This is a genomic window from Pseudomonas sp. SHLD1, assembly GCF_028640935.1.
Taxonomy (GTDB): Bacteria; Pseudomonadota; Gammaproteobacteria; order Pseudomonadales; family Pseudomonadaceae; genus Chryseomonas; species Chryseomonas aestiva.
In genome coordinates this window covers 299,670-315,695 of sequence record NZ_JAQZAD010000023.1, presented here as the reverse complement: position 1 = coordinate 315,695, position 16,026 = coordinate 299,670, and the positions used below count along the sequence as shown (strand labels likewise).

The 16,026-nt window shown below is 68.0% G+C and carries 17 protein-coding genes; 10 read left to right on the top strand and 7 right to left on the bottom strand.

Annotation, left to right across the window (positions count from 1 at the left end):
- Positions 1-61: 61 nt before the first annotated feature.
- From PVZ77_RS17575 to PVZ77_RS17565, 3 genes are all read left to right on the top strand, one after another.
- Positions 62-1,495, top strand: coding sequence for an aminotransferase-like domain-containing protein (locus PVZ77_RS17575; protein WP_273807809.1), 1,434 nt, complete (start codon positions 62-64; stop codon positions 1,493-1,495).
- Between the two features lie 239 nt (positions 1,496-1,734).
- The gene (locus PVZ77_RS17570; RefSeq protein ID WP_273807808.1) at positions 1,735-2,133 is read left to right on the top strand and encodes a hypothetical protein; all 399 of its coding nucleotides are present in this window, start codon (positions 1,735-1,737) and stop codon (positions 2,131-2,133) included.
- Between the two features lie 113 nt (positions 2,134-2,246).
- Positions 2,247-3,356 carry a Gfo/Idh/MocA family protein gene (locus tag PVZ77_RS17565; protein WP_273807807.1) on the top strand — a complete coding sequence of 370 codons (1,110 nt, stop codon included), beginning with the start codon at positions 2,247-2,249 and terminating at the stop codon, positions 3,354-3,356.
- A gap of 62 nt (positions 3,357-3,418) precedes the next feature.
- Here the strand turns inward: PVZ77_RS17565 and PVZ77_RS17560 are convergent, their stop codons facing one another.
- On the bottom strand, positions 3,419-3,586 hold the full coding sequence (locus PVZ77_RS17560) for a DUF2897 family protein (protein ID WP_017641898.1): 168 nt from the start codon (positions 3,584-3,586) through the stop codon (positions 3,419-3,421).
- A 48-nt stretch (positions 3,587-3,634) separates the two neighbouring features.
- Positions 3,635-4,090: a multidrug/biocide efflux PACE transporter gene (locus tag PVZ77_RS17555; RefSeq protein ID WP_273807806.1), complete on the bottom strand. Its 456-nt coding sequence runs from the start codon at positions 4,088-4,090 to the stop codon at positions 3,635-3,637.
- Positions 4,091-4,172: 82 nt separating this feature from the next.
- On the opposite strand from PVZ77_RS17555, the gene PVZ77_RS17550 reads away from it, so the two are divergent.
- The 5 genes from PVZ77_RS17550 (at position 4,173) to PVZ77_RS17530 (ending at position 9,817) form a co-directional block, all read left to right on the top strand.
- On the top strand, positions 4,173-5,048 hold the full coding sequence (locus tag PVZ77_RS17550) for a LysR family transcriptional regulator (protein ID WP_273807805.1): 876 nt from the start codon (positions 4,173-4,175) through the stop codon (positions 5,046-5,048).
- A gap of 90 nt (positions 5,049-5,138) precedes the next feature.
- Positions 5,139-5,837 carry an orotidine-5'-phosphate decarboxylase gene (gene pyrF / locus PVZ77_RS17545; protein ID WP_273807804.1) on the top strand — a complete coding sequence of 233 codons (699 nt, stop codon included), beginning with the start codon at positions 5,139-5,141 and terminating at the stop codon, positions 5,835-5,837.
- 103 nt (positions 5,838-5,940) lie between these two features.
- The gene (locus PVZ77_RS17540) at positions 5,941-6,858 is read left to right on the top strand and encodes an AAA family ATPase (RefSeq protein ID WP_273807803.1); all 918 of its coding nucleotides are present in this window, start codon (positions 5,941-5,943) and stop codon (positions 6,856-6,858) included.
- Positions 6,855-7,811: a DUF58 domain-containing protein gene (locus PVZ77_RS17535; protein WP_273807802.1), complete on the top strand. Its 957-nt coding sequence runs from the start codon at positions 6,855-6,857 to the stop codon at positions 7,809-7,811. The genes PVZ77_RS17540 and PVZ77_RS17535 overlap by 4 nt, the downstream gene beginning before the upstream one ends.
- A complete protein-coding gene (locus PVZ77_RS17530; RefSeq protein ID WP_273807800.1) occupies positions 7,808-9,817 on the top strand; it encodes a transglutaminase TgpA family protein in 2,010 nt (669 codons plus the stop codon). Before PVZ77_RS17535 ends, PVZ77_RS17530 begins: the two co-directional genes overlap by 4 nt.
- On the opposite strand, the gene PVZ77_RS17525 is transcribed toward PVZ77_RS17530, so the two are convergent.
- From PVZ77_RS17525 to PVZ77_RS17515, 3 genes are all read right to left on the bottom strand, one after another.
- A complete protein-coding gene (locus tag PVZ77_RS17525) occupies positions 9,799-9,978 on the bottom strand; it encodes a hypothetical protein (RefSeq protein ID WP_273807799.1) in 180 nt (59 codons plus the stop codon). The two genes, PVZ77_RS17530 and PVZ77_RS17525, sit on opposite strands and share 19 nt — an antisense overlap.
- A gap of 74 nt (positions 9,979-10,052) precedes the next feature.
- The gene (locus PVZ77_RS17520; protein WP_273807798.1) at positions 10,053-11,327 is read right to left on the bottom strand and encodes a methyl-accepting chemotaxis protein; all 1,275 of its coding nucleotides are present in this window, start codon (positions 11,325-11,327) and stop codon (positions 10,053-10,055) included.
- Between the two features lie 160 nt (positions 11,328-11,487).
- Positions 11,488-12,318, bottom strand: a complete 831-nt coding sequence (locus tag PVZ77_RS17515; RefSeq protein ID WP_273807797.1) for a TatD family hydrolase — start codon at positions 12,316-12,318, stop codon at positions 11,488-11,490.
- Between the two features lie 88 nt (positions 12,319-12,406).
- Between PVZ77_RS17515 and PVZ77_RS17510 the strand changes: the two genes are divergently transcribed.
- Positions 12,407-13,837: a transglycosylase SLT domain-containing protein gene (locus PVZ77_RS17510; protein ID WP_273807796.1), complete on the top strand. Its 1,431-nt coding sequence runs from the start codon at positions 12,407-12,409 to the stop codon at positions 13,835-13,837.
- A 153-nt stretch (positions 13,838-13,990) separates the two neighbouring features.
- Complete coding sequence (locus tag PVZ77_RS17505; RefSeq protein WP_273807795.1) at positions 13,991-14,296, top strand: hypothetical protein; 306 nt, start codon at positions 13,991-13,993, stop codon at positions 14,294-14,296.
- Here the strand turns inward: PVZ77_RS17505 and PVZ77_RS17500 are convergent.
- Together PVZ77_RS17500 and greB are read right to left on the bottom strand one after the other, a co-directional pair.
- Complete coding sequence (locus PVZ77_RS17500; RefSeq protein WP_273807794.1) at positions 14,280-15,281, bottom strand: GGDEF domain-containing protein; 1,002 nt, start codon at positions 15,279-15,281, stop codon at positions 14,280-14,282. The two genes, PVZ77_RS17505 and PVZ77_RS17500, sit on opposite strands and share 17 nt — an antisense overlap.
- Positions 15,282-15,520: 239 nt before the next feature.
- A complete protein-coding gene (greB, locus tag PVZ77_RS17495) occupies positions 15,521-16,024 on the bottom strand; it encodes a transcription elongation factor GreB (RefSeq protein WP_187980005.1) in 504 nt (167 codons plus the stop codon).
- Between the last annotated feature and the right edge of the window lie 2 nt (positions 16,025-16,026).

The window sequence follows — 16,026 nt, the reverse complement described above, 5'->3', positions numbered from 1 at the left end:
GCTGTACCGGTATACCTTCAGGGTAGCCTGCTACTGTTCCGCTTTCGTCCAGGAAGACGCCATGACCAATCTGTTGCTCTACCAGCGCATCGCCCAGCAACTGGCGAACGACATCCGCACGGGGGTCTACAAGCCCGGCGAACGGGTACCGTCGGTGCGCAAGCTGAGTCAGCAGTTGGGCGTCAGCCATGCCAGCGTCCTGCAGGCCTATGCCACCCTGGAAGACCAGGGGCTGATCCGGGCCCGGCCGCAGTCGGGCTTCTATGTGCACCAGACCCCGGCGCTGACCGCGCCGACGCCGGACATCGCCACGGTGGAACGGCCCAGCCTGGTGACCCGCGCGGGCATCATCAACCAGGTGCTGGCGGAATCGCGGCGGGAAGGCGTGGTGCCCCTCGGCATGGCGGTCCCCCAGCCCGACTACCTGCCCTTGCGGGCCCTGCACCAGCAACTGTCCAAGGTGACCCGTTTCCAGGCTCGCGCGGCCTTTTCCTATCTGCACAGTCCGGGCTACGAGCCCCTGCGCCGCCAGGTGGCCATCCGCCTGCGCGATGCGGGGGTGGTGGTGGGTCCGGAAGAGGTGGTGATCACCCATGGCTGCGTGGATGCGCTGCAGATGTCGCTGCGGGTGCTGACCAAGCCGGGCGATCTGATCGCCACCGAATCGCCGTCCTACTACGGGCTGCTGCAGCTGGCCGAGGTGCTGGGGCTCAAGGTGATCGAGATCCCCTGCGATCCGGAAACCGGGCTCAGCGTCGAGGCGCTGCAGCTGGCCGCGAGCCAGTGGCCGGTCAAGGCCCTGGTGGTGGCCGCGCGCCTGAGCAATCCACTGGGGGGCAGCATGCCGGAGGCGCGGCAGAAGCAGCTGCTCAGGCTGGCGGCCGAGCGCAACATCGTCATCGTCGAGGACGACATCTATGGCGAGCTGACCTACGACAGCGGCTCCAAGGCGCTCAAGGCGCTCGACAAGCAGGGTCGGGTCATCTACTGCTCGAGCTTTTCCAAGACCATTTCGCCAGGCGTCCGCATCGGCTGGGTGGTGGCCGGGCCCTACCAGGAAGACATCTGCCGCCTGCAGACCTTTACCACCCATTCCGCCTGCAGCGTGACCCAGATGGGCGTCTCCGCCTATCTGGAGAACGGCGGCTATGACCGCCACCTGCGGGCCATCCGCCAGGAATACCGACGCAACATGACCGCCTTCCAGCTGGCGATCCAGGAGCACTTTCCCGAGGGTACCCAGATGAGCCGGCCCAATGGCGGCTTCATCCTCTGGGTCAGCCTGCCGGCGCGGGTGGACACCCGTCTGCTGCACCAGCGCGCCCTGGATCAGGGGGTGAGCATCGCGCCGGGCATGATCTTCAGCAACACCGACCAGTTCAATCACTGCATCCGCCTCAATTGCGGTCTGCCCTGGGGGCGCGATGCCCAGCGGGCGCTGATGACCCTTGGGCTGCTCGCCCGTCAGCTCTGCCAGGAAAGCCTGGCCGCCTAGCGGCACGCCTGGAACCCGCTGTAGGGCGGCGGAGTCGGTTGTAGAGACTGACCCCTGTCGCGCCCGGTGCCTTGCTCCGGGCGCGACACCCTGAGTGTGGTGAGCCCATGCGTGGATACCTGGCAACGACGGCGCTGGCCGTAACCCTGCTGTTGGCGGGCTGCGATAACGAGTCACCGCCCGCCACGGCCAAGGCGCCTCCAACCGTGGCTCCAGCGCCAGCAGCGCCGAAGCCTTCGGTGGCAACCGAACCCCAGGGCAGCGCCGCCGATCTGCGCGCCTACCGCCTGGACCCGCTCCCGACCAGGGCCTTCGTGCTGCCTGCACCGCCACCCAAGAAGCAGGACCTGGCCAGGAACAGCCACCTAAAAAAAGCTGCCGTGCCCAAGCCGGCGCCGGCTGTCGCCCATCCGCTCGACCTCAGCGTGCCCGGTGAAGCGGCTGCGTCCCAGTCGGTGAGCACTCGCCGCCTGGGCGCAGGCAAGGCCGACAACAACGTCGCCGAGGCAGGTCTGCTGCCACAGCTGTTTCGCAAGGAGGGCGACCCCGGTCGTTTCGAATTGGGCGGTCGGGTGATCAGTCGGGATCGCAGCGACGACTTCGAAGGGGCGGAGGTCGAATTGCGCTTTCGGCGCTAGTCCGTTGCTGCCAGGTGGTCGGTACTGAACACCGGCCCGGAACTTCATCGCCGCAACGCTTGCCGACAGTTCAGGTGGCGGACACAACGTCTGCCCGGATTCGGGAGCGTTCCATGCCCAGTGCGACAGGCAAGATCCGTTATGCAGTGGTAGGCGGTGGCTGGATTTCCCAGGGCGCCTTCATGCCCGGGGTTGGCCAGACCAGCAATTCCGAGATGACCGCCCTGGTTACCGGCGATCCCGTCAAGGCGCGGGATCTGGCCGCCAAGTACGGTCTCAAGAGTTATACCTACGAAGAATTCCCGGCGCTGCTGTCTTCCGGCGAGATCGATGCGATCTACCTGGCCACGCCCAACTTTCGCCATCTGGAGTTCGCGGTACCGGCGCTGGACGCCGGCATTCACGTCCTGCTGGAAAAGCCCATGGCGATCAGCGAGGAAGAATGCCTGGCAATCAACGCCGCGGCTGCGCGCTCCGGAGCCAAGTTGATGATCGCCTATCGGCTGCACTGCGAGCCGGGCACGGTGGAAATGATCGAGCGGGTGCGCAACGGCGAGATCGGCGATCCGCGCCTGTTCACCTCGACCTTCACCCAGCCGGTCGACACGGCCAACCACCGCGCCCAGAGCGGCTTCTGGGCTGGCCCCGTTACCGACATGGGGCCCTATCCACTCAATGCCGTACGGTCGCTCTTTGGTGACGAGCCCATCGAAGTCAGTGCGGTCGGGGTGCAGACACCCGGGCGCGACATCACCACCTGGGATGCCGTGACCGTGACCTTGCGCTTTCCCGAGGAGCGGCTGGCGACGTTTTCCGTCAGCTTCAGCGGCCCCAACACCGAGCGCTTCCAGCTGGTGGGTCGCAAGGGCGAGATCGAGGCTTCACCGTGCTTCGGTTTCGGCGAAGGCGTCGCCATCGGCTATCGCCTGACCGTGGAGGGGGAGACAGCAGAGTTCAAGGCGCCGGTGGTGGATCATTTCGGCGGCGAGACGGCCTATTTCTCAGATTGCCTTCTTCAGGATCGCCAGCCGGAGATGGATGGGGAGGAGGGCTGGCGCGACGTGCGCGTGCTGGCGGCCATCGAGCGCGCCCTGCAGAGCGGTCAACCGCAATCCCTGGAGCCGCTACCCAAGCGCCAGGGGCCAACCCGCGAGCAGGTGCGCAGCCTCCCACTGGCGGAGGTGCCGGAATACGTCAACACCAAGGTCCCGCTGGAGTCCTGAGACCACGAAGCCCTGCCGCACGTGATGTGGCAGGGCTTCGTCCGGACAACCAGGGTGCGCGATCAGCGGTCCTGGGCCTCCTTGGCATCCATCTCGGCATTGCGCTGCCGGATCTTGGATTTCTGTTCGTCGGTCAAGGGCACCTTGCGCGCCGTGTCCTTGAGCATGAGCAGGCTGCCGACCACCGAGCCGATGGCGACCAGCAGGATCAACCAGGCATACCAGGGCATCTTTCTTCTCCTTGAGTGGCTATATCGCTTCGACCACGGGAGCGGCTGTCAGTGCGCCCGGCAGCTCGCATTCGTGCGTCTGGCCCAGGCGGCGTAACCCAGGTCGTAGAGCCAGTTGAACGCCAGGGTATAGGGCAGGAAGAACAGGATCAGTCCCAGGTCCAGCAGCAGCGCCTGCCAGAGACCGATGGACAGCCACCAGGCGGCCAGGGGCACCAGCACCACGATCAATCCCCCTTCGAAGCCGAGGGCGTGCAGCAGCCGGACACCCAGGCCACGGCTGAAGCCCAGGCGCTCCTGCAGTCGATCGAAGCCCAGGTTGAAGATCAGATTCCAGAGCATGGCGATGGCGGAAAAGGCAGCGGTAAGCAGGCCCATGTGCCCGAGTGAGCGATCCAGCAGCCAGGCCAGGGTCGGGGTGGCGAGCAGCACGGCGATGCCTTCGAAGAGCAGGGCATGCAGCACGCGGGCACTGGCGGGACGCTGGGTGAGCGGAATGGACATGAGACGACTCCACGATGGACAGGCCCTCAGTCTCATCGGTTAAGCTGGGGAGATCAAAATGGATTCCATAGGCTGAGCCGATATGTATCCCAATGCCGAAGCCCTCGAGGCATTCGTCGAGGCGGCCGCGACAGGCTCCTTCAGTGCGGCGGCCCGGGTGTTGGGCAAGCGTCAGTCCAGTATCAGCGAAAGCATCGCCCGGCTGGAGGACGAATTGGGGTTACCGCTGTTCGATCGCCAGGGCCGCTACCCGGTGCTGACGGCGGCCGGCGAGCAACTGCTCGACCAGGCCCGTGCCGTGCTCTCGGCCCATGACCGCCTGGCCAATCGCGCCACCCAGCTCGCGGCCGGCGTGGAGCCCCGCCTGACGCTGGTGATTTCCGATACCTACCAGCCCACCCGCTATGAAGCGCTCCTGGCCGAGCTGGACCAGCGCTATCCGGATCTCGAATTCGAATGCCTGATCGCCGAAGACGCCGATGTGCTCAACCTGGTACAGGGGCGGGCGGACCTGGGCCTGCTGGCGGGTCAGCCGCCGTACCCGGCGGATATCGAGGCCGCGACCCTGGATGGCCTGGTGACCTTTGGCCTGTACGTGGCTGCCGATCACCCGCTGGCGGCGCTGTCGCGGGTCACCACGGCTGACCTCGCACCCTATCGCCTGTTGCGTCTGAGCACCGTGATTGAATCCTCCCAGCAGGTCTGCCGTCTGCCGGACACCCGCGGGCGCTGCTGGTCGGCGCCCGACTATCTGCTGCTGCTGGACATGGCCGTGCAGGGGTTCGGCTGGGCCGAGCTGCCGCTCTGGTTGGTGACGAACTTCGGTCAGGACCGCCTGGTGGAACTGGCCGTCCCTGGCTGGCCGCAGCGGGTGGCGGTGGATGTGGTCTGGTCGCGCCGGCGGCCGCTGGGGCCGGCGGGCAACTGGCTGCGCGAGCGATTGCTCAAGCCGAGTTGAAGGAGGGGAGCGCATGCAGACAGCGGCCAAGTGCCGGCGCGGCGCTTTTCTGCGAAAATGCCGGCCTTTGCCGTTTTGCCGAGAGCGCCCATGTCCGCCTGCCAGTCTCCCATCATCGTCGCCCTGGATTTCCCTTCGTCGTCCGCCGCCCTGGCGCTGGCCGACCGCCTCGACCCCGCCACTTGCCGGGTCAAGGTCGGCAAGGAGCTGTTCACCGCCAGCGCCGCCGGCGTGGTGGAAGCCCTGCGCACGCGCGGCTTCGAAGTCTTCCTCGACCTGAAATTCCACGACATTCCCAATACCACCGCCATGGCGGTCAAGGCCGCGGCGGAGATGGGCGTCTGGATGGTCAATGTCCATTGCTCGGGCGGCCTGCGCATGATGACCGCCTGTCGCGAGACCCTGGAGGCCTTTCAGGGTCCCAAGCCGCTGCTGATCGGTGTCACCGTGCTGACCAGCATGGAGCGCGAGGACCTGGCCGACATCGGCCTGGACGTGGATCCCCAGGAGCAGGTCCTGCGCCTGGCCGGTCTGGCCGCTCGCGCTGGCCTGGACGGTCTGGTCTGCTCGGCCCAGGAGGCCTCGGCGCTCAAGGCCGCGCAGCCGACGCTGCAACTGGTCACGCCCGGCATCCGTCCGGCCGGCAGTGCCCTGGACGACCAGCGCCGCATCCTCACCCCGCGTGAAGCCCTGGATGCCGGCTCCGACTACCTGGTGATCGGCCGGCCCATCGCCCGCGCCGCCGATCCGGCCCGCGCCGTGGAAGAGATCCTCGCCACCCTGAAATAAGCGGTAAACCTCCGGGGCGGCGGTCGCCGGCAAAAGGTGCTGCTATTCTCGTTCTGCAGGCCGACGCCTTCTCGTGTCGGCGCAAGGCGAGAGACCTCAGGGCATGCACGATAGGTTGAACGCCTGTCTCAAGGCGGTAGACGGCGTTTTGTTGGGCAAGGAAACCCAGGTCAGGCTGGCGCTGGCCTGCCTGCTGGCGCGGGGTCACCTGCTGATCGAGGACCTGCCCGGGATGGGCAAGACCACCCTCAGCCATGCCCTGGCCAAGGTGCTGGGGCTGTCCTTCCAGCGCATCCAGTTCACCTCTGACCTCTTGCCCGGCGATATCCTCGGCACCTCGGTGTTCGATCGCGACAGCGGACAGTTCGTCTTCCATCCCGGGCCGGTGTTCGCCGAACTGCTGCTGGCCGACGAAATCAATCGCGCCACGCCCAAGAGCCAGAGCGCGCTGCTGGAAGCCATGGAGGAGGGGCAGGTGACCATCGAGGGCGCCACCCGGCCTTTGCCCGATCCCTTCTTTGTCATCGCCACCCAGAATCCCATCTCCCAGGGCGGCACCTTCGCCCTGCCGGAATCCCAGCTCGATCGCTTCCTGATGCGCCTGTCGCTCGGCTATCCCGGGCGCGCCGCCGAGCGGGCGCTGCTGCTCGGCGGTTCCGGACGCGAGCAACTGCCGCGGCTGGAGCCCCTGCTGGATCACGCCCAGCTGCGGCTGATCCAGGCCGAGGTGCCGCGTATCCACGCCAGCGAGGCGGTAGTGGACTATGTGCTGCGCCTGGTGGAGGCCACCCGCACCCAGACCTCCTTCGCCCTGGGCCTGTCGCCGCGCGGCAGCCTGGCGCTGCTGGCCGCGGCGCGGGCCTGGGCACTGCTGGCGGGGCGCGACCATGTGCTGCCCGAGGACGTTCAGACGGTGCTGCCGGCGGTGGCCGGGCATCGCCTGCGCGACATCGCCGACCCTGCCCGGCACGGTGGCGGCGCCCTAGTGCAGTGGCTGCTGCGCGAAGTCCCGGCGCTGTGACCGGCGGCGCCTGGCAGCGCTATCGAGACGGCTGGCTGACACGGCGGATTCCACCGGCCAATCGCATCACCCTCGATCAGCGACGCATCTTCATCCTGCCCACCCGCCAGGGCGGCGCCTTCGCCATCGCCTTGCTGCTGATGCTGCTGGCCGGCATCAACTACCAGAACAGCCTGGCCTATGGCCTGACCTTCCTGCTGTTTTCCCTGGCGCTGGTGGCCATGTTGCACACCTATCGCAACCTGGCCGGCCTGCAACTGGTCGGCGGCGGCGCCAGCCCGGTGTTCGCCGGGGAGGTCGCCGGATTTCGCCTGCGCCTGGAGAGCAGTGGCCGCGCGCACCAGGGCATCGGCCTGGGCTGGCGTAACGAGCCGCTGGTGCTCAGCGACGTACCGGCGGCGGAGAGCGTCGCCCTGCAGATCTTTCACCCGGCGCCGAGCCGCGGCTGGCTGAGGCCCGGACGGCTGCGGGTGGAGAGCCGCTTTCCCCTCGGCCTGTTCGTCGCCTGGAGCTGGCTGGACCTGGACGTGCGTGCCCTGGTCTATCCGCAGCCACTGGCGACCACGACGCCGCTGCGCAGTGGCCAGGATGCCGGAGGCGAGGAAGGCCAGCGCCAGGCGGGGCAGGGCGCCGACGACTTCCAGGGTCTGCGCCCCTATCACTCCGGCGATTCGCGCCGGCGGTTGGACTGGAAGGCCTTTTCCCGGGGGCAGGGCCTGCTGGTCAAGGACTTCACCGCCCTGGCCGGCAGCGAACTCTGGCTGGATTTCAGCGTACTCGATGGGGACACCGAGACCCGGCTGTCCTGGCTGTGCCAGGCGGTGCTGGACTGCGGCGCCCACCAGCTGCGCTTTGGCCTGCGCCTGCCCGGGGTGGAGCTGGCGCCCGCCACCGGCGAGAGCCAGCGTGACGCGGCGCTGCAGGCCCTGGCCCTGTTCGGACGGCCGACATGAGCACCGCCGTGCCGCAACCCATTCCGCGCATCGCCCTGATCTGGCTGCTGGTGGCCCAGGCCCTGGTGATCCTGCCGCATCTCACCCATCTGCCGCCCTGGGTCGGATTGCTCTGGGCCTTTTGCGCCGGCTGGCGGGTGCTGCTGTTCCGCATGCAGGTGCGGGCGCCGACGCGGATCGAGAAGGGCGGCCTGCTGCTCCTGGCCATGGGCGGCATCTGGTTGTCACGCGGTTCCTTCATCGGCCTGGACGCCGGTGCCGTGCTGCTGCTGGTGACCTTCGCCCTCAAGCTGATCGAGATGCACAGCCGCCGCGATGCCCTGGTGGTGATCTACCTGGGTTTTTTCGCGGTGGTGATCGCCTACCTGTTCGAGGACGGCCTGCTCGCCGCGCTCTACAGCCTGCTGCCGGTGACCGCCCTGGTGGCGGCGCTGATCGGTCTGCAGCAGAGCGCCCTGGCCAGTCGGCCGCTGGCGACGCTGAAGGTCGCCGGTACCCTGCTGCTGCAGGCGGTGCCCCTGATGCTGCTGCTGTTTCTGGTGTTTCCCCGGATCGGTCCGCTGTGGTCGCTGCCGCAACCGGGCGACCAGGCGCGCACCGGACTGGGCGACAGCATGGCCCCCGGGGAGATCGCCCAGCTGTCGCAATCCGCGGAGCGGGTGTTCCGGGTCAGCTTCGCCGGCGACCGGCCCGCGCAGCGCGACCTCTACTGGCGGGCCACCACCTACGAGCGCTTCGATGGCGCGCGCTGGTCGGTGGATCCCGATACCGCCTGGAGTCCGGAACCGGCCTGGACGCCTGGCGGAGCCCGGCTGGATTATCAGGTGGTCATGGAGCCGAGCGGTCGGCCCTGGCTCTATGGCCTGGACGTGGCGCGCAGCGATCAGCGCGACGTGCGCCTGGCCAGTGACTTCCACCTGCAGCGCCGCCGCCCGGTGGACCAGGCGCTGCTCTACCGGGTTTCCAGCTGGCCGCAGGCAATCCGCGAGCCTGAGCGGCTGTCCGCCTCCAGCCAGCGGCGCGCGCTGCAGCTGCCCAGTGGCGGCGAACCGCGTACCCGTGCCTGGGTGGCCCAGCTCAAGACCCGCGCGTCGACACCCGAGGCCCTGGCCCAGGCGATCCTGGCCTATTTCCGCCAGCAGCCCTTCGTCTACACCCTGCAGCCGCCCACGGCGAGCGTCGATGCCATCGACGCTTTTCTCTTCGACAACCATCGTGGCTTCTGCGCCCACTATGCCGGCGCCATGACCTTTGCCCTGCGGGTGGCGGGCATCCCCGCGCGGGTGGTGGCGGGCTACCAGGGCGGTGAATTCAACGTGGCGGGTGGCTACCTGCTGGTGCAGCAATTCGATGCCCATGCCTGGGTGGAATACTGGTTGCCAGGACGCGGCTGGATCAGCGTCGATCCTACCGCCCAGGTGGCGCCCGAGCGGATCGAGCGTGGCCTGCAGGAGGCCCTGGCGGCCCAGGGCGCGGCCAGTGAATTCCTCGCCGACAATCCCTTCGCCGCCAATCGCTATCGCAACCTGGCCTGGCTCAACGACCTGCGTCTGGGCTGGGATCGCATCAACTACGGCTGGCAGCGCTGGGTGCTCAACTATCAGGAAGACACCCAGGGCGAAGTGCTCAAGCGGCTGCTCGGCGAGGGCTCGCTGCAACGCCTGGCCCTGCTCCTGGCAGGCGTGGTGCTGGGCGTCCTCGGGGTGATGGCGCTGCTGGTGCTCAAGCCCTGGCAGCGAACGCGGGATCCCCTGCTGACGCGCTTCGGCCAGTTCGAGGGCCTGCTGGCGCGCCAGGGGGTGAAGCGGCAAGGCGGCGAGCCCGCCGGCAGCTTCGCCGCGCGCGCCATGGCCGAATTGCCGGCGTCACGCGTGGCGATCATGGCGTTCTCCGCGGAATTCCAGGCGCAGCGCTATGCCGGTCGGCCGCCGGATCCGGCGGCGCTAGCGAGGGCGCTGAAACAGTTGAAACGCCAGCTGCGTGAGCGTCAGGCGCGCAGCGACTGAGGTAGGGGGAGCGCGTCGGGTTCCTGCAGGGCGAAGGCCACCAGGCAGACGACGGCCGCCAGGATCAGCGGTTGCGGGTGCGGGTTGCCGAGTGCCTGGGCGATGCAGCCCAGGCCCAGCAACAACAGAGCGGCGGAAGTGAGGGTGCTGACCGAGCGCATGGCGGTTCTCCAAAAACGTGCGGGCATCTTGCCGCCTGTCGGGCAACCGCGCGAATGCGCTCTCGCTATGGAGGCTATAGGCGCAACTGGCGGATCGCCTGATTCAGGGTTCCTGCGAGGGCGGCCAGTTCGGTGCTGGTGCTGGCCGACTCCTGCGTCAGCAGCATGGTCCTTTCCGTGACATCGCGGATGCCTACAACCGACCTGCTCATCTCTTCCGCCACCTGCGCCTGCTGCTCCGCGGCAACGGCGATCTGGGTGTTGCTGTCACGCATCAGGGTCACGGCGGCGGTGATGTCGGCCAGGGCCTGGCCGGCGGCACCGGCCTGGACCACGCAGTCGTCGGCCTTGAGCGAGCTCTCGCGCATGAATTCCACGGCATCGCGGGTGCCGGCCTGGAGGCCGTCGACCATGCGGGTGATCTCGTCGGTGGAGCCCTGGACGCGCTTGGCCAGGTTGCGCACCTCGTCGGCCACCACGGCGAAGCCACGGCCGGCCTCGCCGGCGCGGGCCGCCTCGATGGCGGCGTTGAGCGCCAGCAGGTTGGTCTGCTCGGCGATGCCGTGGATGACGTTGACCACGCTGGTGATGCGCTCGCTGTTCTCGGCCAGCTCCTGGATCATCACCGCGGTCTGCTGCACGCCCTGGGAGAGGTCGGCGATGGAATGGCTGACGCGCTCCACCGCCTGCTGGCCGGCGCCGGCCAGGCGATCGGCTTCCTGGGACTGGTCGCGGGTGCCGGCGGCGTGCTCGGCGATCTGCTGCACGGTGGCGCTCATCTCGTTGATCGCGGTGGCCGCCTGGTCGGTCTCGTGCTGCTGATCGTGCATGCCGCCGCGGACGCCCTGCATGCCGCTGGCCAGGCGTCCGGCGCCTTCGTCCAGGCGCGAGGCGCTGGCGGCCACGGTACCGACGACGCGGGTGTAGCTGTCCTGCATGGCGTTGAAGGCCTGGGTCATCTGCCCCACCTCGTCGCGTCCGCGCACCTCGACCCGGGCGGTGAGATCGCCGTCGCGCTCCACCCGCAGCATGGTGTCCTTGAGGCGGTGCAGATTGCCGAGGATGAAGCGGATCAGCAGCTGCGAGGCCACCAGCAGCACCAGCATCAGCACGCCCACGGCCAGGGCGTATTCCGGCGCCCGGGCGATAAAGATGTCGCCGAAGGTCGGGGCGGTCAGCCTGGCGGCCGCCTCACCCATGGCGGCCTTGACCGCCTTGAGCTGCTCGGCGCGACCGGAGACTTCCAGCTGCATGGCGAACAGCACCAGCAAGAGGCTGGTGACGAAGGCGACGGCATTGACCGCCCAGAATTTGTACTTGAGGGAAATATCGCGCAGCCAGGCAAACATAGGGGGCATCCAGTCGGCGGGGCCGCACAGCCTGGCAGGCCGGCGCGCCCCGGATCTTGACTGGCGTCAACGTCCTGCAGGGAGGAGGGCGACGCCGCGGAACAAGCCCTGAGGTTAACGGCCCCGGCCTGCGCGACTTTAGCGCAGCGGCGCTCCGCGCCTAGTCGTATTCCTCCACCCGCTCTGGCTCGGTGATCTCCGGCAGGTCGAAGAAGGCGCGGGCGGTGGCGGTGGTGTGCAGGGCGGTCTGCTCGGGCGTTTCGTTGCGCAGGCGGGCCACGGTGCGCAGGATCTCCGGCAGGAAGGCCGGCTCGTTGTGGCCATGGCGCGGCTTGGGTCTGAGGGTACGCGGCAGCAGGTAGGGGGCATCGGTTTCCAGCATCAGCCGGCCGACCGGGATCTGCCCGACCAGTTCGTGCAGGTGCAGGCCACGGCGCTCGTCGCAGATCCAGCCGGTGATGCCCAGGTGCAGGTCAAGATCCAGGTAGCCGTAGAGCGCCTTGCGTTCGCCGGTGAAGCAGTGCACCACGGCGGCCGGCAGATGGTCGCGATAGTCGCGCAGGATCGCCAGCAGCCGCTCGCTGGCGTCGCGCTCGTGGAGAAACACCGGGCGGTGCAATTCGGCGGCCAGGGCCAGTTGCTCCTCGAAGCAGCGCTCCTGCTGCGGTCGCGGGGTGAAGTCGCGATTGAAGTCCAGGCCGCATTCACCCAGGGCCCGCACCTTGGGTTGGCTGGCCAGGTCACGCAGGGTCCTGGCGGCAGCGGCGTTCCAGGTCGAGGCCTCGTGGGGATGGACGCCCGCGGTGCTGAACAGGACTTCACCGGCATCCAGGCGCAGGCAGAGGTTGAGGGCGTTCTCGCTGTCTTCCAGGGTGGTACCGGTCAGCACCAGTTGCATCACACCGGCGGCCCGGGCCCGCTCGATCACCGCGTCCACCTCCTTGAGCAGACTGGGGTGGGTGAGGTTGACGCCGATGTCGATCAATTGCATGGTGCGGACCTTCTACAGACTTTGTTCGCTCATTCTATCCGTAGTCCGGGTGCTATCGGCGCTGTCCCGGCCAGGTCAGGAGTCCTGGATGCCGTTTCGATTCACCCTTGCCGTCCTCGGCTGCCTGCTCGCCGGTTCCGTCCAGGCGCGGCTCGGCGTCCTGCCACCCGAAGCACCGCGGCATGTCGCGGCCCGCGACCTGGTCGCCATCGAGCGGGCCGGTGAATTGCGCGTCCTGGTCAACCAGAGTCGCCACAGCTCCGGCGAATGGAACGGCCAGGCGCTGGGCATCGAGTATCGGCGCCTGCAGGCCTTCGCCCGCTACCTGCAGCACCAGCCCGGGGGCCGGCCGCTACGGCTGGTCTTCGTGCCCAAGGCCAAGGACGATCTCCTGGCGGCGCTGCAAAGAGGCGAGGGCGATCTGGTGGCGCCGGGCGAAACCCTGCTGCCGCCGCCGCGTTCGGCACTGATCGCCGCGTCGGTGGCGGCGCCCGCCAGCCTGGTGGTGGTGGGCGGACGTGGCCAGCGCCTGCCACGCCATCTGGAACAACTGGCCGGGCGCCGGGTGGTGCTGCCCCAGGGCAGCGCCGCCGGCCCGGCCCTGGAACGGCTCAACGTCCAGCTGGAAAGGCGTAAATTGCGGCCGGTGCAGATCGAGTGGGCTGATCCGACCCTGGCGGTGGAAGACGTCCTGGAGCTGACCCAGGCCGGCATCTATCCGCTCAGCATCGTCGAATCCGGCCTGGCCCATCGCTGGACGCGGGTGCTGTCGCGCCTGCGAGTGGCCGATCGGGTGGTGGTGGCCCATGACCAGGCGCAGCTCTGGTATCTGCGCGCCCCGGCGCACCAGCTCGCCGAGCGGATACGGGCCTTCGCCCGGCAACCCCAGGCGCGTGACGACGACCAGGCCTTTCGCCAGGCCTATGCGCGTCGCTATCAGGTGCGCGATCCGCTACAGGCCCATGACCGCAAGCGCCTGGCCCAGGTGCGGCCGCTATTGCAGCGCTATGCCAAGGCCTATGACTTCGACTGGCTGACCCTGGCCGCCATGGCCTACAAGGAATCCGGCCTCGATCCCCATGCCCGCGGTGCCGGCCGCGCCGCGGGGCTGCTGCAGATCACCCCGCGCGCGGCGCGCAGCGTCGGGGTCCGCAACCTGCATTCCGCCGAGGACAACGTCAAGGCCGCCACCCGCTATCTGGCTCGCCTGCGGCGAGAATTCTTCTCCAGTCCGAAGCTGACCGAGCGCGAGCGCCGGGCCTTTACCCTGGCGGCCTACAACCTGGGACCGGAGCGTGTCCAGGCGCTGCGGGCCAAGGCGCGCAGGCAGGGGCTGGACGGCGATCGCTGGTTCTTCCAGGTCGAGCGCATCGCCGCCGAGGAGGTGGGTATCGGGGTGGTCAACTACGTGGCCAGCGTCAACAAGTACCGGGTGGCCTTCAGTCGTGAACGGGCGCGCCTGGAAGCACCGGCCGTGGCGGCGACGAGCGCCAGGGCGACCCGCCGCGAAGACGGTTGAAGCCCGCTTGACAGGGCAGTCGGGCCCTCCCTAGGATGATCCTGCGCCGATTTAAACAGCAACTTGCGGGGCGCTTACAAATACCGCTAAAGCGCTGGACGGAAGAGGCCTCGTACTACCGCCCAGCTGGATCCACGAGGCGGAATTTCGTCCATGCTACCTCTCCCGCTACGCCTTACCCCCCTGACCCAGGGCAAGCTCGCCTGTCATCCCGCCATCCTGCTCGGCGGCCCCGATCAGCCCACCCTGCTGCGCTATCTCGAAGGCTGGCCGAGGCGCTGGCCCCACAGCCGTACCCTGCAGATCCGCTTCGCCGACCAGGCCGAGCAGCTACGTGGCTTTGCCGACGACAGCTTCGACTTCGCCGTGGTGCAGTCGTCCGGCCAGGCCGGTCTCGCACCCCTGGTGCGGGAATTGACCCGGGTGGCGCGTCAGGGCGTGATTACCCGGCGGCGCTAGCGCGGGTATCGGCCAGCCTGAAGCCTCCCTTGCCGGCCAGCTTGGCGGTGTAGAGCGCCTGGTCCGCCCGCGCCAGCAAGGCCGGACTGTCCTCCGTGGTCCGCTGCAGGGCGATGCCGATGCTCACGCTCGTACCCTGAGGCAGCAGACGTCCGAGGATACGCCGGGCCAGGTCCTGAGCCCCGTTTTCGGTGGCGTCCTGCACCACCAGCAGGAACTCGTCGCCGCCCAGGCGTCCGGCGAAATCACCCTGCCGCACGCTCAGGGTCAACACCTCGCCGCAGGTTTGCAGCAAACGATCGCCGGCGGCATGGCCCTGGGCGTCGTTAACACCCTTGAAGTCGTCCAGGTCGATATAGAAGACCGCCACGCGCCCAGATCCTGAACGCGGTCGGTGCAGGGCGCCCTCGAGCAGCGCGAGGATGCCCGCACGGTTGTAGAGTCCGGTCAGGCTGTCGTGAGTGGCATGCCAGCGGCTATCGAGTTCGGCCGTCAGTGCGCGGACCAGGGTGCGATTGAGCTTGTCCAGCAGTATCCAGTTGGCCGTCAGATAGAGCGGTGCCTGCAACAGGAACAGCCGCAGCATGGGCTCGGGCTGGAACAGGGTGGCCAGTTTCATCGGGACGTCGGTCAGCAGGATCTGCAGGAAGGCATAGCGTGGAATGCCCTGGTTGCGCATGGTGATGGCCCCGTTCATGGCCACTGCCGAGGTACAGCCCAGCACCTGCAGCACCACGTCGCCGCTGAGAACGCAGGCGGCCGTGCCGACACCCAGGGTAGCCGTCCAGAGCAGCCCAAGTACCAGTGAAACCTCGCTGAGCCATGGCGGCGCCAAGCCGTCCATCAGCTGGATGCAATGCAGCAGCACCAGGCGGGTGAGCCAGATCAGGGTATCGAGAATCATCCAGCCGAGGAACAACGGCGTGGGATGCAGGAAGGCGCAGGTCCAGCTGATCAACAGACTGTTCAGAGCTCCGACGAACATGGCGCCCCGTGAGGAAAACGGGCCGGCCAGGAGCTGCTGCTGCAGATTTTCGTCGAGCGGGTCCCGCGTGGTCACGAGCCAGCGGAGTACAGGCTGATTGGGCAAAGCGTAGAGCGGCGCTCCCATGCGGCGAATCCTTGCTTGAGAAGGGGGCGGTCCTCCGCCGTATGCGCCGTGGATGTTGCCTTAATTGTGTGATGCAGATCACGTTTTTCGGACGGGAGTGTCTGTTGGGTCGATCAGTTATCGAGGTATTCGATCTCGACGATGTACCAGCGCTGTTCGCCAGCCGGCGTCTGCAGGCGGACTTCCGCGTCCAGCGCCTTGCCGACCAGTGCCCGCGCCAGGGGCGAGTCGATGCTGATGAGGTTCTGCCGGAGGTCCAGTTCGTCCGGGCCGACGATGCGATAGCGCTTCTCGGCGCCGTCATCGTCTTCCAGGGTGACCCAGGCGCCGAAATAGACCTTGCCCGGATCGGCCGGGCGCTCGCGGATCACCTTGAGATTCTCCAGCCGCTTGCGCAGGAAGCGCACTCGGCTGTCGATCTCGCGCAGCATCTTCTTGCCATAGATGTACTCGGCGTTCTCCGAGCGATCGCCCAGGGCGGCCGCCTCGCTCACCGCCTGGGTGACCTGGGGCCGGCGCACGTTCCACAGCTCGTGGAGTTCGGCGCGCAGCCGGGCTTCGCCGGCGGCGGTGATCAGGGGCGTGCCGGCGGTGCGCGGCGGACGGTAGCGACTCATGG

Coding starts and splice junctions, on each gene's coding strand:
- PVZ77_RS17575 (WP_273807809.1), top strand. CDS start 62: ATGACCAATCTGTTGCTCTACCAGCGCATCGCCCAGCAACTGGCGAAC.
- PVZ77_RS17565 (WP_273807807.1), top strand. CDS start 2,247: ATGCCCAGTGCGACAGGCAAGATCCGTTATGCAGTGGTAGGCGGTGGC.
- PVZ77_RS17560 (WP_017641898.1), bottom strand. CDS start 3,586: ATGCCCTGGTATGCCTGGTTGATCCTGCTGGTCGCCATCGGCTCGGTG.
- PVZ77_RS17555 (WP_273807806.1), bottom strand. CDS start 4,090: ATGTCCATTCCGCTCACCCAGCGTCCCGCCAGTGCCCGCGTGCTGCAT.
- PVZ77_RS17550 (WP_273807805.1), top strand. CDS start 4,173: ATGTATCCCAATGCCGAAGCCCTCGAGGCATTCGTCGAGGCGGCCGCG.
- pyrF (WP_273807804.1), top strand. CDS start 5,139: ATGTCCGCCTGCCAGTCTCCCATCATCGTCGCCCTGGATTTCCCTTCG.
- PVZ77_RS17540 (WP_273807803.1), top strand. CDS start 5,941: ATGCACGATAGGTTGAACGCCTGTCTCAAGGCGGTAGACGGCGTTTTG.
- PVZ77_RS17530 (WP_273807800.1), top strand. CDS start 7,808: ATGAGCACCGCCGTGCCGCAACCCATTCCGCGCATCGCCCTGATCTGG.
- PVZ77_RS17525 (WP_273807799.1), bottom strand. CDS start 9,978: ATGCGCTCGGTCAGCACCCTCACTTCCGCCGCTCTGTTGTTGCTGGGC.
- PVZ77_RS17520 (WP_273807798.1), bottom strand. CDS start 11,327: ATGTTTGCCTGGCTGCGCGATATTTCCCTCAAGTACAAATTCTGGGCG.
- PVZ77_RS17515 (WP_273807797.1), bottom strand. CDS start 12,318: ATGCAATTGATCGACATCGGCGTCAACCTCACCCACCCCAGTCTGCTC.
- PVZ77_RS17510 (WP_273807796.1), top strand. CDS start 12,407: ATGCCGTTTCGATTCACCCTTGCCGTCCTCGGCTGCCTGCTCGCCGGT.
- PVZ77_RS17505 (WP_273807795.1), top strand. CDS start 13,991: ATGCTACCTCTCCCGCTACGCCTTACCCCCCTGACCCAGGGCAAGCTC.
- PVZ77_RS17500 (WP_273807794.1), bottom strand. CDS start 15,281: ATGTTCGTCGGAGCTCTGAACAGTCTGTTGATCAGCTGGACCTGCGCC.
- greB (WP_187980005.1), bottom strand. CDS start 16,024: ATGAGTCGCTACCGTCCGCCGCGCACCGCCGGCACGCCCCTGATCACC.